The sequence below is a fragment of the Bradyrhizobium sp. Kon37 genome (assembly GCF_055807535.1).
Map to the genome: position 1 here is coordinate 48,711 of NZ_JBVVOY010000028.1, position 25,215 is coordinate 73,925.

Consider the following 25,215-nt stretch of genomic DNA (forward strand, 5'->3'; position numbering starts at 1 on the left):
CGGTCGCGTCCGTCCGTGACATGGTCTCAGATCCTGCACGGCCAGCATTGTTCCAGCGCAAGGGATGCGGGCTTTTTTGGAACGACGATGCCCTGCGCTGGTTAGTGCCGCATCAGCAATCGAACATGGCGGAATAACCGGCTTCTCCTGCAAGCCGGTGCCTCCGTGTTCCCACAACCCGAGAGGATCGGACCGATGGGATTGTTCACAAAAGACATCAAAACCATGAACGACCTGTTCGTGCATCAGCTCCAGGATATCTATTACGCCGAGCAGCAGCTCACCAAGGCTCTGCCGAAAATGGCGGATAAGGCGACCGATCCGCAGCTGAAGCAGGGCTTTTTGACGCACCTCGAAGAAACCAGGGAGCACGTCAAGCGCCTCGAGGAAGTGTTCAAGATGCACGGTGCGCAGGTGAAGGCGGTCGATTGCCCGGCGATCGATGGCATCATCGAGGAAGCCGACGAGACCGCCGGCGAAGTCGCCGACAAGGCGGTGCTCGACGCCGCGCTGATCAACGCGGCACAGGCGGCGGAGCATTACGAGATCGTCCGCTACGGCAGCCTGATCGCCTGGGCCAAGCAGCTCGGCCGCAACGACTGCGCCAGCGTGCTCGCCAAGACGCTGGAAGAAGAGAAGGCGACCGACAAAAAGCTGACCACGCTCGCCGAGAGCAAGGTGAACCTGCGCGCAGCGAGCTAGGGCCAGGCCCAGCCAGGATTAGGATAGAGCGTCGCGCGGCCGTTCGCGCGACGCTCGCGCATATCCATCACGTCCATCACGCGTCCATCATTCGATCGTTGTCGTAACATGACGGCGAGTTGGAAGCGTATCGTTCGCATGGGGCTGCAACCGAGATGGCAGCATGCGAGTAAGCACCGTCAAATACGAAGCCTTCGGAGCCGGCGCGCCGCATACCGGCTCCCGCCTTGCGACATCCCTCACCCTTGCCGCGATGAGCCTTGGTTATGGCGTGGTGCAGCTTGACGTCACCATCGTCAACACCGCGCTCGATGCGATGGGCAGGACGCTCGGAGGCGGCGTCGCCGAGCTGCAATGGGTGGTCAGCGCCTACACCATCGCGTTTGCCGCATTCATCCTGACGGCCGGCGCGCTCGGCGACCGCATCGGGGCCAAGCGCGTCTTCATGGCGGGATTCGCCATCTTCACCGCGGCCTCGCTTGCCTGCGCGTTGTCGCCCAATGCGACCGTGTTGATCGCAGCGCGGCTGGTCCAGGGGCTGGCGGCGGCGATCCTGGTGCCGAACTCTCTTGCCCTGCTCAATCATGCCTATCCGGACGACCGCGAGCGCGGCCGCGCCGTTGCAATCTGGGCCGCCGGTGCGAGCCTTGCGCTCACTTCCGGCCCCTTCGTCGGCGGCGCGCTGATCACGCTGGTCGGTTGGCGCGCGATCTTCCTGGTCAATCTGCCGGTCGGGCTCGTTGGCCTGTGGTTAAGCTGGCGTTATGCCAGCGAAACCACGCGGGCGCGCTCGCGCGAGATCGATCTGCCCGGCCAGCTTACCGCGATCGGCGCGCTGGGAGCACTCGCCGGCGCGATCATCGAAGGCGGCGCGCTTGGCTGGGACCACCCAGCCGTGGTCGCGGCCTTCGTCGCAGCCGCAATTCTCGCCGTGCTCTTCGTCTGGCGCGAGAGCCGTGCGGCGCAGCCGATGTTGCCGCTGTCGCTGTTCGGCCACCGGCTGTTCGCGCTGACCTCGCTCGTCGGCCTGCTCGTCAACATCGCGATCTACGGCCTGATCTTCGTGCTCAGCCTGTATTTCCAGAGGATCAACGGGCTGTCGGCATGGTGGACCGGTCTCGCCTTCGTGCCGATGATGGGCGTGGTGCTGCCGGTCAATCTGCTGGCGCCGCGCCTCGCCGAGCGTATCGGCCCGTGCCCGACCATCGTCGTCGGCGCCTGCGTCTCGGCGCTCGGTTGCGTCGGCCTGCTGTGGATCGAAGCCGGCACGAGCTATTGGGCGATCTTTGCGCAGATGATCGCGATCAGCAGCGGACTTGGGCTGCTGGTGCCGCCGCTGACCTCGACCTTGCTGGGCAGCGTCGAGAAGGCGCGCTCCGGTATCGCGGCGGGCGTCTTGAACGCGACGCGACAAACCGGGAGCGTCCTCGGCGTCGCGCTGTTCGGCTCGCTGGTAGCCTCGGAGGGCGCGTTCATGACGGGCCTGCACCTGTCGCTGGTCGTGTCGGCGGCCGTGCTGCTGCTCGCCGCCGCCGTGATCGGCCTCGGCGCGCCGGCGCGCGGATGACAATCCGAGCGATTGAACACAGCTTCCGTTCACCATCCCCGAAACAGGCACGTAGCCGGTTACCGACTGTCCATCTCTGTCGGTTCAAGTGTGGATCGATAGGGGCCCGCAATGCATCAAGTTCTCTACTGTCTCACCGAGGAGCACGACTGGCGGCTCGTCGCGCTTGGCGGCGCGGTGTGCCTGCTCGCAAGCGCGGCGGCGATCAGCCTGTTTCACCGGGCGCGCGCGACGCACAGCTCCGGGCGCCTGGTCTGGATCGCCCTGGATGCCGCCGTCAGCGGATGCGGCATCTGGGCGACGCATTTCATCGCGATGCTCGCTTACGGACCGGGCGGCGCCGGCGCCTACAACATCCCGGTGACGATCCTTTCCCTGATCTTCGCGATCTCCTTAACCTTCGTGGGGTTGAGTCTTGCGGCATCCTCCGCGCGTGCGCCGTGGATCGTGCTCGGTGGCGCCATCGTCGGCGCCGCGGTCGCGACGATGCATTATACCGGAATGGCGGCGCTGGAGATGCCGGCCCGGGTCGACTGGATCGGGAGCACGGTTGCCGCCTCGGTGCTGTTCGGAATTTTTTTCGCGGCGCTCGCGCTGTTCGTCGCTGCGCGGCGCGACGACCTCTTCCATGCGCTGACCGCGAGCACACTGCTGACGGTCGCCATCGTCGCACATCATTTCACCGCAATGGGCGCTGTCGTTCTGACGCCGGATCCGACGCTCGCGATCAGCGGGTTATCGATCCCGCCGGCCTCATTGTCCTTCTTCACCGCAGGTGCCGCAGTTGCGATCATCGCGATTGCGCTCGTGGCCGCGCTGCTCGATCGCCGCGCCAAGGGCGAATTGGGCCGCCAGCAGGTCGTGCTGGATACCGCGCTCGAGAATATGTCGCAGGGACTGTGCATGTTCGATGCGGACGGCAAGATCATCCTGTTCAACGAGCGTTATGCCGCGATGCTCGGCCGCACCGACATCCTGCTCACCGGCCGACTGCTGGTCGACGTGCTGCGAGAGGAGCAGGCGAAGGGTCAGTGGCAGGGCGATGCCGGCGAATTCTTCGCCCGCCTCGTCGCCGACGCGCGCGAGAGCCGCACCACGACCGACGTCGTGACCAGGTTCGGCCGCTCCATTCGGGTCGTGAACCAGCCGATGCAGGGCGGCGGATGGGTCGCGACCTTCGAGGACATCACCGAATGGCTGGAGGCCCAGGCCAAGATCTCGCACATGGCCCGCCATGACGCGCTGACCAGCTTGCCGAACCGCGTGCTGTTCCACGAGCAGCTCGTGCAGGGACTGCGCCGGACCGGATCGGGCGACCAGCTCGCCGTGCTTTGTCTCGATCTCGATCACTTCAAAGACATCAACGACTCGCTCGGCCACCCCATCGGTGATGCGCTGCTCAAGGAGGTCGGGCGCAGGCTGAAGGCCACCGTCGGCGAGAGCGACACGGTGGCGCGGCTCGGTGGCGACGAGTTCGCCGTGGTCCAGATCGGACGTTCGGAGGAAACCGCGGCAAGGTCCCTTGCCGGCCGCCTGGTCGAGGTGATCTCGGCGCCCTACGAGATCGACGACCATCAGATCATCATCGGCGTCTCGATCGGCATCTCGCTGTCGCCGCAGGACGGCAGCAATCCCGACGAGCTGTTGAAGAACGCCGACCTCGCGCTGTATCGCGCCAAGGCTGACGGCCGCGGCACCTATCGGTTCTTCGAGACCGGCATGGATGCGCGCGCGCAGGCGCGGCGTCTGCTGGAGATGGACCTGCGCGCCGCCCTGCAACGCGACGAGTTCGAGGCTTACTATCAGCCGATCCGCGACGTCGTCAGCGGTCGCGTCGTCGCGTTCGAGGCGCTGCTGCGCTGGAACCATCCGGAGCGCGGCCTGATCGCGCCCATGAACTTCATTCCGCTGGCCGAAGAGACCGGACTGATCATCCAGCTCGGCGAGTTCGTGCTGCGCTCCGCCTGCACAGACGCGGCCACCTGGCCCGACGATGTCGACGTCGCCGTCAACCTGTCGCCGGTGCAGTTCAAGAATCCGAACCTGATCGCATCCGTGACCGAGGCGCTGGTCGCGTCCGGACTCGACGCGCGCCGTCTCGAGCTCGAGATCACCGAATCCGTGCTGCTTCAGAACAGCGAGGCGACGCTGGCCACGCTGCATGACCTCCGCGCCATGGGCGTACGCATCTCGCTCGACGATTTCGGCACCGGCTATTCTTCGCTGAGTTATCTGCGCAGCTTCCCCTTCGACAAGATCAAGATCGACCGCTCCTTCGTGTCGGAACTCGCGACGCGTGAGGATTCCATGGCGATCATCCGCGCCGTGACCGGGCTGGGCCGGAGCCTCGGCATCGTCACCACGGCAGAGGGGGTGGAGAACGACGCGCAGCTCGAGCTGCTCCGGCGGGAAGGCTGCACCCAGGCGCAGGGCTATCTGTTCAGCAAGCCGCGGCCCGCTGCCGATGTCGCGATCATGCTGGACCGACCGCCGTTGCGCGCGACCGCCTGAGGTTAGCCGCGGCGCAGTGCGAAATGCGCGCCGCAGAACGCCATCACGGCACCGAGGCCCAGCGCGGCAATTCCGGCCAGCACGCCCGAGACCGTCGGGACCGGGCTCGGCGCCGAGGCCACCTGGCCAGCACCCGCAAGCAGCAGCACGCCGACCGCGATCAGGAATTGCCGCATCCGTTGCGGGATCTGGCCCGAGACGGCGCTTTGCATCAAGGTCGCAGTGAAATAGCCGCCGGAGAAGCCGACGGAGGCGATCAGCCACCAGGCGATCGCCGCGCCCGCCGGTATGAACTCGTGCGTGTCCGAGTGCCAGAGGCCGCCGAGGTCGAGCCCATAGCGCGCGCCCAGCATGTGCACGGCGAGCGCGAGCAGCACGCCGGAGATGACGGCGGCGCCGAGAATCAGGCGGCGCGGAAAAAAAATCGTCTCAGCCATGTCTCGCTTGTAGGATGGGGCAGGGCGCTCGCGCAAGCGGATCGCAGACTGGATCGCCCGGATTGGATTGATTGTGAAGATGCAGGATTCGGGAGCTGAGGCGGCTGCGGGTGCGAGCTACGCCTACAAGGCGTCGCTGATCGGCTCGGCGCATCGCTTCGAGCTGACGGAGGAGGGGCTGTCCTGGCATATCGGCGGCCGTTCGGCCCAGTGGCGTTATGACGAGATCAGTGCAATCCGGCTGTCGTTCCGCCCCGTGTCGATGCAGCAACACCGCTTTCGCGCCGATGTCAGCCATACCGGTGGCGGCCGTATCGCGATCCTCTCGACGAGCTGGCAGACCGCGGCCCTGATGGCGCCGCAGGACAATGGTTTTCGCAATTTCATCGTCGCGTTGCACGCGCGCATGGCGCAGGCCGGCAGCCACGCTGAGTTGACCGCGGGCCTCGGCCGAAGGACCTACGCGATAATGCTGGCTTTTCTTGCGGTGCTTGCAGTGGCGATGACGGGGCTCCTGATCCGCGCGCTTGCGATCGGCGAATTTGCCGGCGCGCTGTTCATCATCGGCTTTGCCGCGCTGTTCGCCTGGCAGATCGGCGGGTTCGTCCGGCGTAACCAGCCGCGGAGCTACAGCTTCGATCGCGTGCCGAGCGCCTTGCTGCCCTAAATGGCTTTGCTGCCTTGGACGGCGCGTTACTCCGTCGAGTCAAAATCCTCTTCCTTGGTGCCGAGCAGCGATGCGATCGTGCGCAGGCCGGAATCGAGCTGCTCGAACGAGGGCGGGGCGAGCGCGAGCCGCACCGCGTTCGGTGCGTGGCCATGGGCGATCGCGAAGGTCGAGGACGGCGTCAGCGCGATGCCGCGCCGGGCTGCCGCGGCGACGAAGGTCTGCGAGCGCCAGTGTGCCGGCAGCGTGAGCCAGAGGTGATAGGAGCGTGGATCGGCGGAGAGCTGGTAACCGGCGAGCAGCCTTGCCGCGGCCTGCTGGCGGCGCGCGGCGTCGACGCGTTTCAGCCGCGTCAGCTCGGCGACGGTGCCGTCTGCCATCAGCCGCTGCCCGGACGCCAGCGCATGGCCGGACGCGATCCAGCCGCCGGTGCGGACCGCGCTCATCACGCTCTCACGCAATCGCGGCGGCGCGACGAGGATGCCCAGCGCGAGGCCCGGCGCGACCTTCTTGGACAGGCTGTCGATCACGATGCAGCGGTCGGGGCCGAGCGCGGCCAGCGGCGTGTCGTCGGCCAGGAAGCCGTAGACGGCGTCCTCGATGATGGTGAGATCGAGCTTCTCGGCGACGCGCATGATGTCCGCGCGCCGCGTCGCGTTCATGGTGACGCCGAGCGGGTTCTGGATGATGGGCTGGAGATACAGCGCCGACAGATGGGCCTCGCGATGCGCCTTCTGGATGGCGTCGGGGCGCGCGCCAAATTCGTCGATCGGTATCGGGACCAGCGTCACGCCGAGCCGCGCGGCGATGCTCTTGACGTAAGGATAGGTCAGCGCCTCGACGCCGCAGCGGCCGCCGGTGGGAACGAGGGCTGCGAGGGCGGCCGCGAGCGACTGCTTGCCGTTGGCGGTGAAGACGATCTGCTCGGCCTGCGGCGCGAAATCCTTGCGCGCGAGATAGGCGGCGGCTGCGTTGCGCGCGCTCTTGGTGCCGGTGCTGGTGGAGACGCGCAGCGCGGATTCGAGCGCGTCGACGCGCTCGAGGCCTGCAAGGCTCTTGGCGATCATCGCCCATTGCTGCGGCAGCAGCGGGTAATTGACCTCGAAATCGATCCGCGCGTCGCGCGGCTCGCTCAGCGCCTCGACCTCGCGCCTGATGGCGCCGGAGATGAAGGTGCCGCGGCCGACCTCGCCGACGACGAGGCCGCGGCGGAGCAACTCCGTATAAACCCGGCTCGCCGTCGAGACCGCAATGCCGCGGTCATAGGCAAAATTGCGCTGCGGCGGCAGCCGGTCGCCCGGCCTTAACGTGCCGTTAGAGATATCGAGAGCAATGGCATCGGCAAGCTTCACGTATTCGAACTTGGACATTATTGCACCGAGAGCAATGTTTCACTTGCTCCGAGTAGTGTACTGGAGCATTTAAGTTCCATCAAGCTTCACGATTGAGCCGAGGAGAGCGAGAGCAATCCGACGGCAAATGAGGTGCAGGCGCTCGGGCGCTTGCGCCAACGGCATCCGCTTCGCCGCGTGGACAACAGGCCGGAGAAGGACAATGACTACGATCTCGCAGACCGCCGGGCGGAGCTTAGGCTCATCCTCGTCAGACGGATTTTTCCGCAAGCTGGCCAACGGCGCCTATGCGCTGTTCGACCGCCTGGAGCGCCGCTCCGCCGTCAAGACGCTGAACGACCTCGATGACCGCGCCTTGCGCGACATCGGGATCACCCGCAGCCAGATCGAGGACGCGGTCTACGGCCAGGCCAAAGCAGAGCTGACGCGGTATCTGTAAAGCGCTTCGCTCTTGTCCCGGACGCGCTGCGTCCGGGGCACCACACTGAGTTTTCAGGCCCACCTGCTTCAACATCGTCATTGCGAGCGCGGCGAAGCAATCCAGAATCCCTCCGCGGAAAGACTCTGGATTGCTTCCGCCTTCGCTAAAGCTTCGGCGGACAAGTCGCTGCGCTCGCAATGACGGCGTTTGTGGGTAGCACTGTCGCTCCTTTAGCTCGCGCTTTCATTGCAGACACACCTTCGCCTTCTCGCGGCTTGTTTTGCCCGAGCTTTGCTTCATCGCCTTGCCCTCAGTTGAAAGAGGGCGCAGGGAAGACCGGGCGCCGGCTGGCACCCGCGGTCCACTGTGCGAAATTGCAGTAGGAAAATTTGCACAGCGGCATACAGGTGAAGCCAAAACGTCCGGCCTTCCCTGCGCAGCGGTTTTACGGCTTATGCCGTGCTCTCCCCGGGGAGCGATGCACTATTGCCCCCGTCGCCTTGCGGATGGCTGATGCGCGAACCCGGTCGGGCAGCCCACATCACCACAAGACTTGACGCACAGACCCCGGGCGTCAGGACGACACGGTTTTGCCGTACGCTGATCACACCGGTCGTGTGCGCGACGCCTTCGCTCACGGTTGCCCGCCCTGCGAAGCCATTCGCGCCGGTGTGGCCCAGCGTCCGCCGCTGTCCGGCCCGCGTTCGTGACGATCGCGATACGCCCCTCTTCCTTGGGCCGGGTTGCCGCGACAGATACGTGATTTCCGAATTTCGGTAAAGTGGAATATTTTCAGCGGCGGGCGTTGACCGACAGCTTGGGTGTTTTGCCCGACGGGCAATGCAAGGGCTTGTAGCCCGGATGAGCGAAGCGATATCCGGGAATCGTGATACGAGCTGTCCCGGGTATCGCTTCGCTCACCCGGGCTACGAGCTGGCTGCTTGCAATGCTGAGTTTCGCCGCAACCCTCAGTGCCTCACCACCAGCACGGAGCATTTTGCGTAGCGCACGACATGGCCGGCATTGGAGCCGAGGAAATAGGTGCGCATCGCCGGCCGGTGCGAGGTCATCACAATCAGCTCGGCCTTCATGTGCACGGCTTCCTCCAGGATCTCGTGGTAGATGCCGCCCTGGCGCACCACGCTGGAGATGCGGGATGGCTCGATGCCGGACTCGCGTGCGACGATGGCGAGGGCTTCTTCCGAGGTCTGGCGCTGCTGTTCGTCGAAATCGGCGGGCACGTATTCGGCCAGCATCACCGGCGTCATCGGCAGCACGTTGAGCAGGCGCACCACGCCGCTCCAGGTCTGTGACAGCGTTGCCGCGGTCGCGATCGCCGGCTTGGCCAGGTCGGTGTCGGCGAGGTCGATGGGCACGAGGATGGACTTGAACATCTGCGCCTCCAAATCTTCCAGTCAGGACGTCTTGCCGGCACGTCGCGCGATCAACCCGATCGAAGCAGCCTTAGCTTCGAAGCAGCCTTAACTTCGAAGCAACCTCGGACTGACGAACTGCACCAGCTTGCCGCGGCGGTAAGCCACGTCGCCCCAATCCTTGACGTCAAAGTCGAAGATCGCAAGCCCCGACGTGGGCAGATTGTCGGCGAGCGCCTTGGCGCCGGCCGGATCGCCGCTACCCATCAGCATCAAGGCGACCTCATGCATGCCCGGATTGTGGCCGACCAGCAGCAACTGCTTCGGGTCGGCCGGGACGGTTGCAGTGCGAATGGATTCCAGGATCTGGGCGGGATCGGCGCCGTAGAGTTCCGGCAGGACCTCCACCTGCGGCGCGGCGACGCGGTCCTTCATGGTCTCCCAGGCGATGTCCCAGGTCTGCCGGGCCCGGACCGCATGCGACACCAGCACGGCCTCGGGAAAGGGGGGATGGGAGGCCATCCAGTCGCCGATCTCGGCGGCATCCTTGTGGCCGCGGTCGTCGAGCCGGCGGTCCTGGTCGCGGCCGCTCGGCGCGTCGGTCTCGGTCTTGGCGTGACGCAGCAGCAGCAAACGGCGCATGGCATTCTCGAATCGTTACACGACCAGGATAATCTACAGGCGCTGGTCGAGGACAAGGTGACAAGCGGCCGCTCAGTCCTTTAAGAAACGACATGAGCGAGACTTTCACAAGCGTGTCCCAGGAAGAAGCCGGCTTTCGCGACCGGGCGCGGCTGTCGTTCGACCTCGATGCGGACATTTGCGTCATCGGGGCCGGGCTTGCCGGACTGTCCATCGCGCTCGAGGCGGCCCGGCTGGGGGCCAGCGTCGCGGTGCTCGAGGGCCGCCACATCGGCTGGAACGCTTCCGGCAATCAACTCGGCACCGTGATGCCGGGCTTCGGGCTGCCGCTCGCCGAGCTGATCGAGCGCATCGGCTTCGAGGACGCGCGGGAATTGTGGACCCTGTCGAAAGCGGGCGCCGAGTTCGTCCGGGCCAACGCCACGGAAGAGAACATGCCGGGGATCGGCCCGACCGACGGCGTGCTCGAGGTCTCCAACGTCGATGCCGGCGACCGGCTGATCAGCCGCTTGCAGATGCTGAACGAGGATTTCGACACCGAGGCCGAGGGCTGGCAGGTCGATCGCGTCCGCGAGGTGCTCAAGACCGATCACTACTTCCATGGCGTGTATTATCCGAAGGCGTTCCAGGTCGACGGCCGCAAATATGTGCACGGCCTTGCAGCGCTGGCGCGGCGGGCAGGGGCGCGCATCTTCGAGGATACGCCGGTCGTCAGCATCGATCATTCCGGCATCCGCAAGCGCATCGTCACGCCCTCGGCGCGGCTGCGCGCCACCCATATCGTGCTCGCCGGCAACATCCATCTCGGCGCGCCGTTGCGGCGCCTGTCGGAAACGCTGCTGCCGGTCTGGCGCTATGCCGGCATCACCGCGCCGCTCGGCGAGCGCGTGCACGAGATCATTTCCTTCAAGGGATCGGTGATGGATTCCGACGGCGTCGATCATTTCCGGATCGTCGATGGCGACCGCCTGATGTGGGAGAGCCCGGAGACCACCTGGGCGGCGCGCCCGCAACGCTTTGCGGGCGCCGTCAGGCGGCGGATCCGGTCGATCTTTCCCCAACTCGGCAATGTCGAAATCACCGAGACCTTCGGCGGCGCCACCGGCCAGACCGTGCATGGCATGCCGCAGATCGGCCAGTTGCGCAAAGGCCTGTGGGTGGCCAGCGGGTTCGGCCGCCAGGGCATGAACACCTCGGCCATGGCCGGGCAGATGATCGCGCGTAGCATCTTGTGGGGCGACGAGCGCTGGAAGCTGTTCTCACCGTTCGAGCTGGTCTGGGCGGGGGGAACGACGGGGCGGGTTGCCGGCCAATTGGTCGGAATCTGGGGCAGGGCGAGTTCCGCTGCCGCAGGCTCGCTTGCCCGCTATCGGGAGCGCGCCAGGGTCAAGGACCGGGAACGCGAGACACGCCTCGCCGAAGCCAACCGGGCCGCCGGCACCGGCCCGCGCCGTCCGGCGCCTGGGGTTCGGCCCCGGCCGGCCCCACCGCCGAAGCCTGTGGCAGAAGCCGTGGAACCGGTCCCGCAGGACGAGAGCGCCTCGCGATAAGGTGAGAAAAACTCGTCCCGGAAGTGTAACGTCGCCGGTTAGAGCCCGTATCTCAGGGCGTAGACGCTCCCGCATGGAGAATGAGATGTTTGACCGCCGCATCCTGTTGACGACCGTCGCCGGCCTGTTCGGCCTTGCGGCCTTCCGCTGGCTCAGAGCATCGCCCGCGGAGGCTGGAGAGAAAGCCGCGCAGAAATTCGAGATCGAGAAGACGGACGCCGAATGGCGTGCCCAGCTCACGCCGCAGCAATATGAGATCCTGCGCAAGGAAGGCACCGAGCGGCCGGGCTCCAGCCCGCTGCTCAAGGAGCACCGCAAGGGCGTCTTCGCCTGCGCCGGCTGCGACCTGCCGCTGTTCGCCTCCGACACCAAATTCGAGAGCGGCACGGGCTGGCCGAGCTTCTACCAGCCGATCGAGGGCAATGTCGGCAAGACCGAGGATCGCACCTTTGGCATGCTCCGCACCGAGGTGCATTGCCGGCGCTGCGGCGGCCATCTTGGCCACGTCTTCGACGACGGTCCCAAGCCGACCGGATTGCGCTACTGCATCGACGGTTTCGGGCTGGTCTTCCATCCCGCGGCGGCGTCCGCAACCTAGGTTTCGTCCCGGCAATTGTTGCCGGTCCCGGCAAATGTGCCCCGGTCATCAGACCGGGGCTTTTTCGTTAAGCGATTGATTTCATGAGAAAACCCGCATTGGCATAGCCCTTGCGACAGTCTCCTCCGACTGCGGCCATGGTCGACCGGCCGCCGAGATCGGATCTGGAGACAAAGTTATGGGTATCTTCGATGCAATGAACACCTCGGTGGGTGGCCTGCAGGCGCAGTCCTACGCGCTGCAGAACATTTCCGGCAACATCGCGAACTCATCCACCACCGCGTACAAGGGCATCGGCACCAGCTTCGTCGATCTCATTCCCGACTCGTCGGTCCCGAGCAAGCAGGTCGCGGGCGGCGTGACCGCCAACGCCAAGGCCACCATCACCACGCAGGGTACGATCTCGGGCTCCAGCGTCGCCACCAACATGGCGATCACCGGTGACGGCTTCTTCTCGATCCAGAAGGCCACGGGCGTCGTCGACAACGCGCCGGTGTTCAGCGGCGTCACTTATTACACGCGGCGTGGCGACTTCCAGCTCAATGCCAACGGCAATCTGGTCAACGGCGCCGGCTACTATTTGATGGGTGTCACGGTCGACCCGAAGACCGGCAACCCGCAAGGCAACGTCGCGACAGTCCTGAAATTCCAGAACAACTTCATCCCGGCGCAGGCGACCACATCGATCCAGTACGCGGCCAACCTGCCGACCCAGCCGAACACCGTGGCGAGCACGACGGCGGCGACCAAGACGCTGCTGGCGGCCGGCGGACTGAACCCGTCGGACTTCGCGGCCAACCCGCTGCCGGTCGGCACGCCGCCTCCACCGTATGCAAACGCCACAACGTCCGGCGCTGCCGCAACCGGCAATATCCGCTCGCCGTACTCGTCGACCACTACGACCGGCACAACGGCGCTCCAGAATAACTCTGCAGCGGTGGCATCGACCACAACTTCGCTCGACAACGCCCTGGGTACGCATCTCGCCTCCACCACCCTCACCGCGCTCAGCGGCCAGGTGCTGACCATCAACGGCAACACGATCACGTTCAACGGCGGCACCACTGTCGTGACGGCCGGCAGCAACACCACGATCGGTCTCGGCGCGGGCACGACGGCCACGGTGGCCAGCATCATCTCCGCCATCCAGTTGGCCGGCGGCGCCGGCGTTACCGCATCGCTCAACCCCAGCGGCAACATCGTGATCTCCAGCGGCACCAGCACCGACGTACCGGTTGGTAGCGGCCAGGCGGCCACGGCGCTCGGCATCAGCAGCGTAACGCGCGGCGGCAACGTGCTGTCCTCCCCAGCGATCTCGGGCGCCACGGTGCTGAGCGGCGCGGCGGCGGCCGGCGGCGCCGAGGTGATCACATCGGGCTTCTCCGCCGGCGACGTCATCACGGTCAATGGTCAGCCGCTGACCTTCATGGCCGCCGGCGCGTCAGGCCCGAACCAAATCAACGTCACCGACAACATCACGATGCTGCTCGGCAAGATCGACGCGCTCTCCGGTGCAACGGGGTCGTCGGTCAGCAGTGGCGGCGTGATCACGCTGAACACTGGCACATCTTCCAACCTGTCGGTGGCGAGCTCCAACAGCGCGGCCTTCGCCGCGCTCGGCTTCACCTCGACCATCACCAAGAATCGTGACGGTGGTGGCGTTGCCGGTACCGGCGGCGTGATCGGCAATGACATCGCCACCTTCACCAAGGAATCGATCAGCGGTGGCGCGGTGACCGCCTACAACGCGGCCGGCACGCCGGTGAACCTGCAATTGCGCTGGGCCAAGACCGACAGCGCTTCGCTGGGCGCGGGCCATGCCGATAGCTGGAACATGTTTTACCAGACCGACCCGAATGCGACCGGCACGACCGTCGGCTGGGTCAATACCGGCCAGGCCTTCACCTTTGCCGCCGACGGCTCGCTGACCTCGCCGAGCGGCTCGGGGATCACCATCAACAACGTCAGCGTCAGCGGCCAATCGCTGGGCTCGGTCTCTTTCAACATCTCCTCGGGCGGACTGACGCAATATGCCAGCACCAGCGGCGCGGTCACCATCAACACCATCACCCAGAACGGCTATGCCGCCGGTCAGCTTCGCTCGGTCGCCGTCAACAACAACGGCCTCGTGGTCGGGACTTTCTCCAACGGCCAGAACCTCGACCTCGCACAGGTCTCGTTGTCGCACTTCAACGGCACCAACTACCTGAAGGCGCAGGACGGCGGCGCTTACTCAGCGACCGAACAGTCGGGCGCCGCGATCGATGGCGCTTCCGGTTCGATCAGCGGCTCGTCGCTGGAAGGCTCGAACACCGACATCGCCGACGAATTCACCAAGCTGATCGTGACCCAGCAGGCCTATTCGGCCAACACCAAGGTGATCACGACGGCGAATACGATGGTGCAGGACCTCTTGAACGTGTTGCGCTGATTGGGGCGTGACGTAACCAAAGGCGGCAAGTCAACATGGGTTTGAGTTCAGCCCTCGCCAGTGCGATGAGCGGTCTGCGTGCCAATCAGGCTGCGCTCTCGATCGTTTCCTCGAACGTCGCCAACTCGCAGACGCCGGGTTACGTCGTCCAGACGCCGAACCAGATCGAGGTCACCACCGGCGATTTCGGCTCGACGGTGACGACGACCGGCGTCAGCCGCGAGCTCGACACCTATGTGCAGAAGCAGCTGCGCACCGAGACCGGCGGCGGCGGCTACGCCGACCAGATGGCCAACATTCTGAAGCAGCTTCAGAATGTCTATGGCACGCCCGGCAACAGCGGTACGCTCGAAACCGCGCTGAACAGCTTCACCACGGCGCTGCAGGCGTTGTCGACCAACGCTGGCTCGTCGTCGGCGCAAACGGTTGCGCTCGGCGCCGCGCAGACCCTGGCGCAGCAGCTCAACCTCACCACCAAGGGCATCCAGTCGCTGCGCTCCAACGTCGAGCAGGATCTCAGCACCTCGGCGCAGCAGGCCAACGCGGCGATGCAGCAGGTCGCCGACATCAACGGAAGGCTGCAGGGCCTGTCGGAACACGACCCCTCGGCTGCGACACTGATGGACCAGCGCGACCAGGCCATCAACACGCTGTCGAAATATGTCGACGTCCACGTCACCACCGACGGGTCCAATCAGGCCAACATCTACACCACCACCGGTATCCAGCTGGTCGGCGCCGGGCTGGCCTCGCAATTCACCTTTGCGTCCGCCGGTGCGCTGTCGGCGACTTCGCTCTACAACATCGATCCGGCCAAATCCGGCGTCGGCGCGTTCAACATCAAGCTCCCGAACGGATCCTCGGTCGACGTCATCGCCAACAACGTGGTGTCTTCGGGCCAGATCGCGGCCGATCTGAAGCTGCGCGACCAGACGCTGGTGCAGGCGCAGAACCAGATCGACCAGTTCGCCGCAACGATGTCGAGCGCGTTGTCGGACAAGACCACGGCCGGCAGCACGGTCACCGGCCCGCCGGCCGGCTTCGATCTCGACCTTGCCGGGGCAGCGCCGGGCAACAGCGTCAACTTCAGCTACACCGACACGACCACCAACACGAAGCGACAGGTCACGCTGGTCAACGTGACCGATCCGGCGGCGCTGCCGCTGCAGAACCCCACCAACGCCAATCCGATGCAGATCGGGGTGAACTTCTCCGGCGGCATGAGCGCGATCGCCTCGGCGCTCAACACCGCACTTTCCGGGTCGCATCTGTCGTTCGCCGCCGCCCCGTCGCTGGCGACGGCCACCACATTGCGGGTGACCGACGACAACAGCGGCCTCGCCAAGGTCAATTCGGCCTCGATCACCAAGACGATCTCGTCGCTGACCTCGGGCAATCCGCAACTGCCGCTGTTCACCGATGGTGGGCAGGCGCTCTACACCGGCGCGATTACGGCATCGGGTTTGCAGATGACCGGTCTTGCCGGACGCATCGCCGTGAACACGCAACTCACCACCGACCCGACCAGGCTGTCGGTCTACAACACCTCGCCGGTGACCCCCACCGGCGACACCACGCGCTCGGACTATCTCTATTCGCAGCTCACCTCGGCGGTGTTCTCCTATTCGCCGCAATCCGGTCTGGGCTCGGCGAGCCAGCCCTTCACCGGCAGCGTCTCGAACTACCTCCAGCAGTTCCTGAGCGTTCAGGGCAATGCCGCGACCCAGGCGACCCAGCTCCAGCAGGGCCAGAGCGTCGTGGTCTCGACGCTGCAGGCCAAGTTCAACTCGACCGCCAGCGTCAACCTGGACTCGGAGATGTCGAACCTGATCCAGCTCCAGAATGCCTACGCCGCCAACGCTCATGTCATGTCGGTGGTGCAGAGCATGATGAATACGCTGCTCCAGGCTCAAGTGTAACAAGTAACAGGGCTCTGAAACATGTCGATCAGCAGCATCAACTATTCCTCGTCGGTTCTCGGCTCGCAGATCCGCAACATCAACCAGCAGCTCACCGACCTGTCGACGCAGCTCTCGACCGGCAAGCTGTCGCAGAACTATTCCGGAATGGGCACCAACGAGGGCTTTGCGATTGCCGGCCGCGCGCAGCTCTCCAACATCGCCGCCTATACCGACACGATGACCAACGTCAACGTCAGCATCAATCTCGCCAATACCGCCCTGCAGGCGCTGACCACGATCCGCAACACGGTGCAGACGGGCTCGGCCAACACCGCGCAGGATCTCAACGTCAACGGCCAGACGGTGGCGCAGAACACCGCAGCCGCGCAATTCGGCTCGATGGTCGGCGTACTCAACACGCAATCCGGCAACCGCTATCTGTTCTCAGGAACCGCCTTCAACACGCCGTCGGTCGCGAATGCCGGCGACATCATCAACGGCACCACGACGCAGGCGGGCTTCAAGACCGTCATGGCGGAGCGCCAGGCCGCCGACCTCGGCGCCAACGGCATGGGCCGGCTGGTGCTGGCGACGCCACAACCGACGCCGAGCTCGGTGATGGTATCGGAGGACGCGGCCGCATCGCCATTCGGCTTGAAGATCGCCGCAGTCTCCTCGACGCTGACCGGCGCGACGGTCACCGGCCCGAGCGGCTCGCCGGTGTCGTTCTCGGTCGACCTCAACGGCGTCAACCCGAAAAATGGCGACAAGCTCAGCGTGCAGTTCACGCTGCCCGATGGCTCGACCGAGCAGATCGACCTGACGGCGTCCAGCGCGACACCGACGCCCGTCGGCAGCTTTGCGATCGATGCAAGCGTCCCGGTCAACCCGAACACCACGGCGACGAACCTCAACACCGCGCTGAACACGGCGATCAAGAAGCTTGCCGGCACCTCGCTGGTGGCGGCGTCCGCTGTCACCGCCGGTGACAATTTCTTCAACACGGCGGGATCCGCCACTGCGAATGTGGCGGCCACCGGCAGTCTGCGCTCCTATACCTCGACGACCGGGACGGGCTCGGTCGCGTTGCAGGACAGCGCATTGGCGATTGCGTCTACGACCACGTCGCTCGATTCTTCGGCGACACCCCATCTCAACGGGACCATTCTCACCGCGCTCGCCAACGCTCCGACCGGTACCACCCTGACCATCACCGGCGCGAGCGGCGCCCATACCATTACCTTCGACCCTAACGTCACCACTGTCACGACGGCTAGTGGCAATACCACGATCGGATTGGCTTCGGGCAGCGCCGCGAAGGTGTCTGATATCTTGAATGCAATCGCGACGGCCGCCGGCATCCCCGCCGCCAACGTGACTCTGAGCGCCGGCGGCAATATCCAGATCGCGACCGGCACCGGCACCGACGTGGCGGTCACCGGCGGCGCGGCGGCCACGGCGCTCGGTCTCAGCAGCGTGACGCGCGGCAGCGCGGTGTCGACGCCTCAGATCACCGGTTCAACTGTGCTGAGCGGCACTGCGACCACGGGCGGCCCGGAAGTCCTCTCAGCGGCGTTCCAGGCGGCCGATACGATCACGGTGAACGGTCAGACGCTGACTTTTGTCGCCTCGGGTGCCGTCGGCCCAAACCAGATCAACATTACCGACAACATCACAACTCTCCTTGGCAAGATCGATCAGATCACCGGCACCACGAAGCCGTCGACCATCCATGGCGGCGTAATCACGATCAACACGGACGATCCCGGGAGCCTCAACATCACGAGTTCGAACAGCACGGCGTTTGCGGCGCTCGGCTTCACGACCTCCCCGGTCACGGCGGCAAAGGCTCCGCTGCGCGTCGGCTCTTCGCCCCTCGGCTCGGCGACGACGCTGGTGAACGGTTCGGCCACCACCGTGCAATGGTACCTGGGCAATGACGGGCCCGGCTCGCCGCGCTCCACCGCGATGGCCCGGGTCGACGATTCCGTCACGGTGCAGTATGGCGCGCAGGCCAACGAGGACGCCATCCGCAAGGAGCTGCAGGCGGTCGCCGTGTTCGGGACGTTCTCGACCTCGCCGACCGGGCAGTATGCGGGCGGGCAGGTCGCCGCGCTGAGCCTGCGGGTGACGCAGGCCCTGACCAAGCAGCCCGGCCAGCAGCGCATCGAGGACATCCAGACCGACATCGCGATGGCCCAGAACACCATGAAGGACGCGGGTACGCGCCAGACCCAGGCCAAGGCGCAGCTCCAGACCATCATCGACCAGGCGGAATCGGCGCCGCCGGACCAGGTCGCGAGCGAGATCCTGTCGCTCCAGAACGCGCTCCAGGCGTCCTACCAGGTGACCTCGAACCTCGCGCAGCTCTCGCTCGTCAAGTTCCTGTAAGCGGGCGTTAAGGCGCCGTTAACCATGCCTCTTTACCTCTTGGTGAGGATTGCAGCGGGGCGGAGCTGACGATGTCGGAGAAGATGAAACTGGTGGTGGCCACGCCATGTTTCGGCGGGCAGGTGACGAGCATCTATGCGAGCTCGATCTTCGCGCTCCAGCGCGCCGTGCACGGCATGGCCAATCTCGAGCTCAAGGTGCTGCTGCGCGACGGCGATGCGCTGATCACGCGCGCGCGGGCCAATCTGACCGCGATGTTCCTGGACGATCCCGAAGCGACGCATTTCCTGTTCATCGATGCCGACATCGGCTTCAAGCCGGAGCAGGTGTTCCGGCTGATCGAGTGCGGCGCGGACGTCGTCGCTGGCTGCTATCCGATCAAGCGGATCAACTGGGACAAGGCCGCGCGGGCGATCCAGTCCGGCCGCGCCGACGTGCCGGCCGCATCGCTCGACTACGTGCTCGAGATCGAAGACCCCGACCGCATCGTGGTGGTGAACGGATTCACCCGTGTGCGCTACGCCGGCACCGGCTTCCTGATGATCCGGCGCTCCGTGCTCGAGGCGATGTGCCGCCATCCGGACTACGCGGCCTTGCAGTTCTTCCGCGAGCATTCGCACGACACGCTCGTGGCGAGCCAGAACCGGTTTGCCTTGTTCGAATGCATGATCGATCCGACGACCGGCACCTATCTGTCCGAGGATTTCGCGTTCTGCAAGCGCTGGACCGACATCGGCGGCGAGATCTGGGCCGACATCGAAAGCTCGCTCGATCACGTCGGACCGTCGGTGTTCCACGGCGACATTACCTCGCAATTCGCACCGGCGCCTGCGGCGGCGGCCGATGCGGCGTGAGCCTTTCGGGATGAGCGCCGGCGCATCCTCTCTCTCAGCCAGCGAGCGCGCGTCCGACGGCGGCTCGCGCTACCGCCTGCGCGATCTCTTCACACCGCTGGATACGTTGCTCGCCTCCGGCGGAGATCCGCGGCTGGCGCTCGATCCGAACGACCGTGTCAACGCCTATGGCTGCGCGGCGTCGCCGGAGCCGGAGCTCTGGAATTTCGCTTCCGCGACCGCGTCGACGATCTCGCAGATGGCCTATGACCGTGCCGCGTTGGCGCGCGAAGTGCTGATGCACAAGTGCCTGTTCGACGAGGTCGAAATTGCCTTCGACGCCCGTTGCGAGGACATGCGCGAGGAGCTGCGCGACCACCTTGCGCTCTCGTCGCGCATCGACGTCGTGTTCTCGCCGTCCGGCACGGACTCCCAGCTTCACGCTCTGGTCGTGGCGCGCGCTGTGCTCGGCGCGGCGCCGGTGACGATCGTGGTCGGCGCCGACCAGACCGGAAGCGGAACGCCGCATACTGCACGTGGCCACCATTTCAGCACGATGACCGCAGGCGGCATGGCCGTGCGCAAGGACGGCGCAGTGACGGGGCTCGCCGGCGACAGCATTGCTGTGCCGCTGATCGACATGGCGGCCGGCATTGCGATGCGCACCGATGCCGATGCCGCGGTGCTGCGGGCGGTCGAGACCAGCCTCGCGCAAGGCCGCCGCGTTTTGTTGCAGATCATGGATTCGTCAAAACTCGGTTGGCGCGCCCCAAGCGAGGCCTGTCTCGACGAGATTGCGCGGCGCTGGCCGCGCAAGGTTCAAATCGTCGTCGATGCCTGTCAGGCGCGGCTCGGCCGCCGGCGGCTGCGCGCCTATCTCGACCGCGGTTATATGGTGCTGATCACCGGCTCGAAATTCTTCGGTGGACCCGCCTTCAGCGGTGCGCTGCTGCTGCCGAAAGGCCTGTCGCGGTCGATCGACCGGATGGGTGCGATCGCGCGCGGCATCTTCGACTATGCCGGCCGCTGCGACTGGCCGGTGGCGTGGACGACGCTGCGCTCGCGCTTCGAACGCCGTCCGAATTTCGGTCAATGGCTGCGCTGGGAGGCCGCGCTGGCCGAGATCGGCAGCTACTACGCCGTGCCCGGGGCTTTCCGCGCCAGGATGCTGGCCGAGCTTGCAGCCGGGATCGGCAGTATGATCGCGTTGTCGCCGTCGCTTCGCGCCGTTCCCACCGCCATCGACAAGTCCGGCACAGACGACGAGGAATTCGCACAAGCCACGATCTTTCCGTTCACGCTGCTGCGCGGCGGCAAGCCGGTCTCGATCGCCGAGACCAGCGCCGTGCATCGGGCGCTGGCGCGCGACATCGCCGAGGAGATCAGCGGCAGCGCGGCGGACCGGCAAGTGGCCGCCCAGCGCTGTCTCGTCGGCCAGCCGGTCCGACTGGAGGGGCAGGACGGCGCGCCGCAGGCCGTGTTGCGCCTCTGCGTCGGCGCACGATTGGTGACCGAGGCGTGGTCGCCGGATACAATGCAGGCGCAACGCAATGTGCAGCAGGTTCTCGATCGCATCGCCCATGTGCTGGTGAAGATCGAGCTGCTGCTTGACCGTGGCGCAGTTGCGGCCGTGCCGGCAAAGTCCGCGTTCGAGGTGTGAGATGCAACATCCAGTTTCCGCGACGAGCGGTGTGACCGTGCCGAACCATGCCGACCGCATCGGCTTTGCGCAGTTGACGCGCCGCGCCTTCGAGGGCGGCGACCTGCATCCGTTGCGCGAGCGGCTGCTGGCGCGGATCGAGGAGGGGACGGCCGAAGCCGGCGAAGGCCTCGATCTCTCGCTGATTGCCCAGCTTCTCGGCGAGAAGGAGGCCGGGCTGGTGATCCAGACCGAGGTGCTCTCCTTCCACCAATTGTTTCGTACGCCTTGCGCTGCTGCAAAACCCCGGCTGCGCGTGCTCGCGCTCGCCGCCGATATCGACATGGGCGGCAACACGCCGATCGACTTCCTGCTTGAAGATTCCGATATCGAGCTGTTGACGCTCTACGTGGTCAAGGGCATCGGCCTGCCGAAGACTCTACCCGAGCACGACGTCGCCATCGTGATCGCGTCCGATTCCGAGGAGTGCCGGGAGGCGCTCGCACTGATCGAGAAGGCCGCGCCGCACTGGCCGAGGCCGCTGCTCAATCGTCCCGATCTCATAGGCAATCTCGATCGCGACAAGCTGTATCGTCTGCTGGCAGGCGTCCCCGGTCTCGACATTCCAGTGACCGCCCCCACGACGCGCGCGCAATTGTCGGAGCTTTCGCAAGGCAAGATCGTCTGCGAGGCGATCACGGGCGAACTGCGCTTTCCGATGATCGTGCGGCCGCGCGGCACGCATGCCGGCGTCGGACTTGCCAAGCTCGACGACGCGGTGGCGCTCGCGGCTTATCTTGCCGAGCGGCAAGAGCAGGACTTCTTCGTCGCGCGCTTCGTCGACTATGCGAGTTCCGACGGACTCTACCGCAAATATCGTCTCGCTCTGGTCGACGGCAAACCCTATGCCTGTCACATGGCGATCGCCGATCGCTGGGACATCTGGTATCTCAACGCCTTCATGGCGTTCAGCGAGGAGAAGCGGGCCGAGGAAGCTGTCTTCATGCTCGACTTCGACCATGCGTTCGCGGCGCGCCACAAAATCGCGCTGGATGAAATGAGCAGGCGCGTCGGCCTCGACTACTTCATCGTCGATTGCGCCGAGAACCAGAAACGCGAGCTGCTGGTCTTCGAAGCGGACAACACCGCCGTCGTGCACAACATGGATCCGCCGGCCGTGTTTCCGTACAAGCCGCCGCAGATGCGCAAGATCTTCGCGGCATTCACGACGATGCTGTCGCGACACGCAAGAGCGGACGAGGAGAGTGCAGCATGAACGAGATCATCCGCAACCCGCAAAGTTCCGTCACGCACACCTCACTCGATCCGCAGGACTGGAGCGAGTTTCGCGCGCTCGCCCATCGCATGCTTGACGAGACGATCGACAGCATCGCCAACGTTCGCGCGCGTCCGGTGTGGCAGCCGATCCCCGACGGCGTTCGTGCGGCATTCAAGGCCGACGTGCCACGCGAGGCGAGCGATCTCGCCGACGTCTATCGCGACTTCTCCGAACATGTCGCGCCCTATGCGACCGGGAACGTCCATCCCGGTTTCATGGGCTGGGTGCATGGCGGCGGCACCGCGGTCGGCATGGTCGCGGAAATGCTCGCGGCAGGCCTCAACGCCAATCTCGGCGGCCGCGACCATATGCCGATCGAGGTCGAGCGCCAGGTCGTCGACTGGATGCGCGGCCTGTTCGCCTTCCCGGAAAGCGCGAGCGGCATCTTCGTCACGGGCACGTCGATGGCGAATCTGATGGCAGTACTGGTGGCACGTACGAGCGCGCTCGGCACGCTGGCGCGGCAATACGGCATCGGCAATGACGGTGCGCTTCTCACCGCCTATACATCGCAGGCCGCGCATGGCTGCGTCTCGAGGGCGATGGACATCGCCGGGCTCGGCACCGACGCGCTGCGCAAGATCGGCGTCGATGCCGATCATCGCATGGACGTTGCCGCGCTACGTGCGCAGATCGCGATCGATCGCGAGGTCGGCTTCAAACCGTTCCTGGTCGTCACATCCGCCGGTACGGTCGATATCGGCGCGGTCGACGATCTCAAGGCGATCGCGCAGCTGTGCCGCGAGGAGGGAATCTGGTTTCACGTCGACGGCGCCTTCGGTGCGCTCGCGATCCTGTCGCCCGAACTTGCGCCGCTGCTGGGCGGCATCGAGCTTGCGGATTCCATTGCGCTGGACTTCCACAAATGGGGACAAGTGCCTTATGACGCCGGCTTCCTGCTGGTGCGCGACGGCGAGCAGCATCGGCAGGCCTTTGCGCAGCCCGCGGCCTATCTGCGCCGCGAGGCGAGGGGACTTGCGGCCGGCGCGATCTGGCCCTGCGATCTCGGCCCCGATCTGTCGCGCGGCTTCCGTGCGCTGAAGACGTGGTTCACGCTGAAGACGTTCGGCACAAATCGGCTCGGTGCGGTGATCGCGCGAAGCTGTGCGCTGGCGAAATATCTGGAGACGCGCGTTCTCGCCGAGCCGCGGCTGGAATTGCTGGCACCGGTCAATCTCAACATCGTCTGCTTCCGTTACCGCGCTGCCGACGAGGTCAATCGCGAGATCGTCGCCGACATCCAGGAGTCCGGTATCGCGGCGCCATCGAGCACGACGCTGGACGGCAGGTTTGCGATCCGCGCCGCGATCGTCAATCACCGTACCGACGTGTCCGACATCGACGCGCTGGTCGCGGCCGTGCTGGAATTCGGCGGACGACCGAGCGGGGGAGTGATCGAGGTCGAGGCGCCGCCGCTCGCGGCACAGTAGCCTTGATGCTGGCCTGAAACGACAACGGCCCCGGAGGCGATCCGGGGCCGTTGTCGTGTCAGGCCGGTCGTCCGCGTGGCGTGGGCCCGCGAACGCGTGGGATCAGGCGGCGGTGCTGACGTCGTCCTTGTCCGCTTCGGCCTTGGGATGGGTTGCCTCGAACTGGCCCCGCAACTTCTCTTCATAGGCGATCAGCTTGCGGGCATCCTTCAGTGCGCGATAGAGGTCGCCGTTGAGGATGTTGTTGTTGATGCCTTCGATGATCGGCCAGGAGCTCGGCACCGCGGTGACGATGTCGCGCACCAGGTTGAAATAGGTGCCGTGCTGGGTCTGCGGATCCGGCGAGATGTACATGAGCTGGACCGCCAGATAGACGAGCTTGGCGGGCGAGTCGGCGGTCTCCGGTGTGAGGATGTCGCGCTCGCGCAGGATCGGCACGTTGTCGCCGTCGATCAGAAGGCGGGCGCGCTGGTCGGTGTTGGTTATTACGCAGTTACCGACGATGATGCGTTCGTGCGGTCTGAGCTCGACCTTGAGGGCCATGCCTGTTCTCCATCAACGCTTTCGTAACCGAGCGTGTGTTGCGGCGGATCAGGGCGCAATACTCCATCAAGACTAGTTAACGAGTTGTAAATCCCGGCCGATGCCGCGGAAAAGCTCAATCATATCAAGGCCGAAATCGCCCGGCTGCGTGGCGTCGCGCGGGTGCGAATGGGCCGAATCGCGCACCGACTCAGCAAAAGCGCCGATTTCATTTCATGTTTCGTTAGAGGACTCCGCCCCACGGTCCGCCGGTCGCTGGGTCACTCGATCCATGCAGACGCGTAACAGTAAGCGTCGTTTACCAGAAAGGTAACACCCAATGTCCGGTATCGTTCTCTCCTCCTCGGTTCGTCAGAACCTCCTCTCCCTCCAGTCCACCGCTGATCTTCTCGCCACCACGCAGAACCGTCTGTCGACCGGCAAGAGCGTCAACTCGGCCCTGGACAATCCCACCAACTTCTTCACCGCACAGTCGCTCGACAACCGCGCCAGCGACATCAACAATCTGCTCGACGGCATCGCCAACGGCGTGCAGGTGCTGCAGGCCGCCAACACCGGCATCACCTCGCTGCAGAAGCTGATCGACTCTGCGAAGTCGATCGCCAACCAGGCGCTGCAGACCACTGTCGGCTACTCCACCAAGTCCAACGTCTCCGCCACGATCGCGGGTGCGACGGCAGCCGATTTGCGCGGCACGACCTCCTTTGCCAGCGCGACCGCGCTGGGCAGCGTGCTGTATAACGGCACGGCCGGTGGCGCCACCGCGGCAGGTTCGGGCGCCACTCTCGGCGCAACCCAGGGCTCGTTCGCGGGCACCGGGGGTGTTGCGGCCGACGGCACGACAGGCATCTCGTCGGCAACCACACTGCTCGGCACCACCGCCGCCGG

General features: G+C 65.5%; 20 protein-coding genes. 15 read left to right on the forward strand and 5 right to left on the reverse strand.

The window, feature by feature from the left end:
- Positions 1-195 precede the first annotated feature (195 nt).
- The 3 genes from AC0L3J_RS32460 to AC0L3J_RS32470 all read left to right on the forward strand — a co-directional run bounded on the left by AC0L3J_RS32460 (position 196) and on the right by AC0L3J_RS32470 (position 4,780).
- Positions 196-702, forward strand: coding sequence for a YciE/YciF ferroxidase family protein (locus tag AC0L3J_RS32460; RefSeq protein WP_027566868.1), 507 nt, complete (start codon positions 196-198; stop codon positions 700-702).
- 163 nt (positions 703-865) lie between these two features.
- A complete protein-coding gene (locus AC0L3J_RS32465) occupies positions 866-2,269 on the forward strand; it encodes an MFS transporter (protein WP_473349769.1) in 1,404 nt (467 codons plus the stop codon).
- Positions 2,270-2,380: 111 nt separating this feature from the next.
- Positions 2,381-4,780, forward strand: a complete 2,400-nt coding sequence (locus AC0L3J_RS32470) for a bifunctional diguanylate cyclase/phosphodiesterase (protein WP_473349770.1) — start codon at positions 2,381-2,383, stop codon at positions 4,778-4,780.
- A 2-nt stretch (positions 4,781-4,782) separates the two neighbouring features.
- Here the strand turns inward: AC0L3J_RS32470 and AC0L3J_RS32475 are convergent, their stop codons facing one another.
- On the reverse strand, positions 4,783-5,217 hold the full coding sequence (locus tag AC0L3J_RS32475; RefSeq protein ID WP_027566871.1) for a hypothetical protein: 435 nt from the start codon (positions 5,215-5,217) through the stop codon (positions 4,783-4,785).
- 79 nt (positions 5,218-5,296) lie between these two features.
- Here AC0L3J_RS32475 and AC0L3J_RS32480 point away from each other — a divergent pair, with 79 nt between their 5' ends.
- On the forward strand, positions 5,297-5,884 hold the full coding sequence (locus AC0L3J_RS32480; RefSeq protein ID WP_473349781.1) for a hypothetical protein: 588 nt from the start codon (positions 5,297-5,299) through the stop codon (positions 5,882-5,884).
- A gap of 26 nt (positions 5,885-5,910) precedes the next feature.
- Here the strand turns inward: AC0L3J_RS32480 and AC0L3J_RS32485 are convergent, their stop codons facing one another.
- Positions 5,911-7,254 carry an aminotransferase-like domain-containing protein gene (locus tag AC0L3J_RS32485; RefSeq protein ID WP_473349771.1) on the reverse strand — a complete coding sequence of 448 codons (1,344 nt, stop codon included), beginning with the start codon at positions 7,252-7,254 and terminating at the stop codon, positions 5,911-5,913.
- A gap of 184 nt (positions 7,255-7,438) precedes the next feature.
- On the opposite strand from AC0L3J_RS32485, the gene AC0L3J_RS32490 reads away from it, so the two are divergent.
- Positions 7,439-7,675, forward strand: a complete 237-nt coding sequence (locus AC0L3J_RS32490; protein WP_473349772.1) for a DUF1127 domain-containing protein — start codon at positions 7,439-7,441, stop codon at positions 7,673-7,675.
- Positions 7,676-8,625: 950 nt separating this feature from the next.
- Here the strand turns inward: AC0L3J_RS32490 and AC0L3J_RS32495 are convergent.
- Positions 8,626-9,051 carry a universal stress protein gene (locus AC0L3J_RS32495; RefSeq protein WP_007602088.1) on the reverse strand — a complete coding sequence of 142 codons (426 nt, stop codon included), beginning with the start codon at positions 9,049-9,051 and terminating at the stop codon, positions 8,626-8,628.
- Between the two features lie 87 nt (positions 9,052-9,138).
- Positions 9,139-9,672 carry a SixA phosphatase family protein gene (locus tag AC0L3J_RS32500; protein ID WP_473295367.1) on the reverse strand — a complete coding sequence of 178 codons (534 nt, stop codon included), beginning with the start codon at positions 9,670-9,672 and terminating at the stop codon, positions 9,139-9,141.
- A 92-nt stretch (positions 9,673-9,764) separates the two neighbouring features.
- On the opposite strand from AC0L3J_RS32500, the gene AC0L3J_RS32505 reads away from it, so the two are divergent.
- From AC0L3J_RS32505 to AC0L3J_RS32545, 9 genes are all read left to right on the forward strand, one after another.
- Positions 9,765-11,222: an NAD(P)/FAD-dependent oxidoreductase gene (locus AC0L3J_RS32505; protein ID WP_473349773.1), complete on the forward strand. Its 1,458-nt coding sequence runs from the start codon at positions 9,765-9,767 to the stop codon at positions 11,220-11,222.
- An 85-nt stretch (positions 11,223-11,307) separates the two neighbouring features.
- On the forward strand, positions 11,308-11,820 hold the full coding sequence (gene msrB, locus AC0L3J_RS32510) for a peptide-methionine (R)-S-oxide reductase MsrB (RefSeq protein WP_085357245.1): 513 nt from the start codon (positions 11,308-11,310) through the stop codon (positions 11,818-11,820).
- A gap of 178 nt (positions 11,821-11,998) precedes the next feature.
- Entirely contained in the window at positions 11,999-14,251 is a 2,253-nt protein-coding gene (locus tag AC0L3J_RS32515; RefSeq protein WP_456769132.1) for a flagellar hook-basal body complex protein, read from the forward strand.
- Positions 14,252-14,286: 35 nt separating this feature from the next.
- Complete coding sequence (gene flgK, locus AC0L3J_RS32520; RefSeq protein WP_473349774.1) at positions 14,287-16,170, forward strand: flagellar hook-associated protein FlgK; 1,884 nt, start codon at positions 14,287-14,289, stop codon at positions 16,168-16,170.
- A gap of 21 nt (positions 16,171-16,191) precedes the next feature.
- A complete protein-coding gene (locus AC0L3J_RS32525; RefSeq protein ID WP_473349775.1) occupies positions 16,192-18,543 on the forward strand; it encodes a flagellar hook associated protein in 2,352 nt (783 codons plus the stop codon).
- 71 nt (positions 18,544-18,614) lie between these two features.
- Positions 18,615-19,397 (forward strand): hypothetical protein, encoded by a 783-nt coding sequence (locus AC0L3J_RS32530; RefSeq protein WP_473349776.1) that lies wholly within the window; start codon positions 18,615-18,617, stop codon positions 19,395-19,397.
- Entirely contained in the window at positions 19,387-21,036 is a 1,650-nt protein-coding gene (locus AC0L3J_RS32535; protein ID WP_473349777.1) for a hypothetical protein, read from the forward strand. The genes AC0L3J_RS32530 and AC0L3J_RS32535 overlap by 11 nt, the downstream gene beginning before the upstream one ends.
- Position 21,037: 1 nt before the next feature.
- A complete protein-coding gene (locus AC0L3J_RS32540) occupies positions 21,038-22,291 on the forward strand; it encodes an ATP-grasp domain-containing protein (RefSeq protein ID WP_473349778.1) in 1,254 nt (417 codons plus the stop codon).
- Positions 22,288-23,784, forward strand: a complete 1,497-nt coding sequence (locus AC0L3J_RS32545; RefSeq protein ID WP_473349779.1) for a pyridoxal phosphate-dependent decarboxylase family protein — start codon at positions 22,288-22,290, stop codon at positions 23,782-23,784. Before AC0L3J_RS32540 ends, AC0L3J_RS32545 begins: the two co-directional genes overlap by 4 nt.
- A 102-nt stretch (positions 23,785-23,886) precedes the next feature.
- Here the strand turns inward: AC0L3J_RS32545 and flbT are convergent, their stop codons facing one another.
- Positions 23,887-24,327 (reverse strand): flagellar biosynthesis repressor FlbT, encoded by a 441-nt coding sequence (flbT, locus tag AC0L3J_RS32550; protein WP_027566886.1) that lies wholly within the window; start codon positions 24,325-24,327, stop codon positions 23,887-23,889.
- A 319-nt stretch (positions 24,328-24,646) separates the two neighbouring features.
- Between flbT and AC0L3J_RS32555 the strand changes: the two genes are divergently transcribed.
- Positions 24,647-25,215 (forward strand): flagellin N-terminal helical domain-containing protein (locus AC0L3J_RS32555; RefSeq protein WP_473349780.1); only part of this gene is annotated, 569 nt, incomplete at its 3' end.

Excerpts from the sequence above, each read along its gene's own strand:
- AC0L3J_RS32480 (WP_473349781.1), top strand. The coding sequence starts at position 5,297 with ATGCAGGATTCGGGAGCTGAGGCGGCTGCGGGTGCGAGCTACGCCTAC.
- AC0L3J_RS32500 (WP_473295367.1), bottom strand. The coding sequence starts at position 9,672 with ATGCGCCGTTTGCTGCTGCTGCGTCACGCCAAGACCGAGACCGACGCG.
- msrB (WP_085357245.1), top strand. The coding sequence starts at position 11,308 with ATGTTTGACCGCCGCATCCTGTTGACGACCGTCGCCGGCCTGTTCGGC.
- AC0L3J_RS32485 (WP_473349771.1), bottom strand. The coding sequence starts at position 7,254 with ATGTCCAAGTTCGAATACGTGAAGCTTGCCGATGCCATTGCTCTCGAT.
- AC0L3J_RS32540 (WP_473349778.1), top strand. The coding sequence starts at position 21,038 with ATGCAACATCCAGTTTCCGCGACGAGCGGTGTGACCGTGCCGAACCAT.
- AC0L3J_RS32545 (WP_473349779.1), top strand. The coding sequence starts at position 22,288 with ATGAACGAGATCATCCGCAACCCGCAAAGTTCCGTCACGCACACCTCA.
- AC0L3J_RS32465 (WP_473349769.1), top strand. The coding sequence starts at position 866 with ATGCGAGTAAGCACCGTCAAATACGAAGCCTTCGGAGCCGGCGCGCCG.
- AC0L3J_RS32530 (WP_473349776.1), top strand. The coding sequence starts at position 18,615 with ATGTCGGAGAAGATGAAACTGGTGGTGGCCACGCCATGTTTCGGCGGG.
- flgK (WP_473349774.1), top strand. The coding sequence starts at position 14,287 with ATGGGTTTGAGTTCAGCCCTCGCCAGTGCGATGAGCGGTCTGCGTGCC.
- AC0L3J_RS32535 (WP_473349777.1), top strand. The coding sequence starts at position 19,387 with ATGCGGCGTGAGCCTTTCGGGATGAGCGCCGGCGCATCCTCTCTCTCA.
- AC0L3J_RS32515 (WP_456769132.1), top strand. The coding sequence starts at position 11,999 with ATGGGTATCTTCGATGCAATGAACACCTCGGTGGGTGGCCTGCAGGCG.
- AC0L3J_RS32525 (WP_473349775.1), top strand. The coding sequence starts at position 16,192 with ATGTCGATCAGCAGCATCAACTATTCCTCGTCGGTTCTCGGCTCGCAG.
- AC0L3J_RS32475 (WP_027566871.1), bottom strand. The coding sequence starts at position 5,217 with ATGGCTGAGACGATTTTTTTTCCGCGCCGCCTGATTCTCGGCGCCGCC.
- AC0L3J_RS32470 (WP_473349770.1), top strand. The coding sequence starts at position 2,381 with ATGCATCAAGTTCTCTACTGTCTCACCGAGGAGCACGACTGGCGGCTC.
- AC0L3J_RS32490 (WP_473349772.1), top strand. The coding sequence starts at position 7,439 with ATGACTACGATCTCGCAGACCGCCGGGCGGAGCTTAGGCTCATCCTCG.
- AC0L3J_RS32505 (WP_473349773.1), top strand. The coding sequence starts at position 9,765 with ATGAGCGAGACTTTCACAAGCGTGTCCCAGGAAGAAGCCGGCTTTCGC.
- AC0L3J_RS32460 (WP_027566868.1), top strand. The coding sequence starts at position 196 with ATGGGATTGTTCACAAAAGACATCAAAACCATGAACGACCTGTTCGTG.
- AC0L3J_RS32495 (WP_007602088.1), bottom strand. The coding sequence starts at position 9,051 with ATGTTCAAGTCCATCCTCGTGCCCATCGACCTCGCCGACACCGACCTG.
- flbT (WP_027566886.1), bottom strand. The coding sequence starts at position 24,327 with ATGGCCCTCAAGGTCGAGCTCAGACCGCACGAACGCATCATCGTCGGT.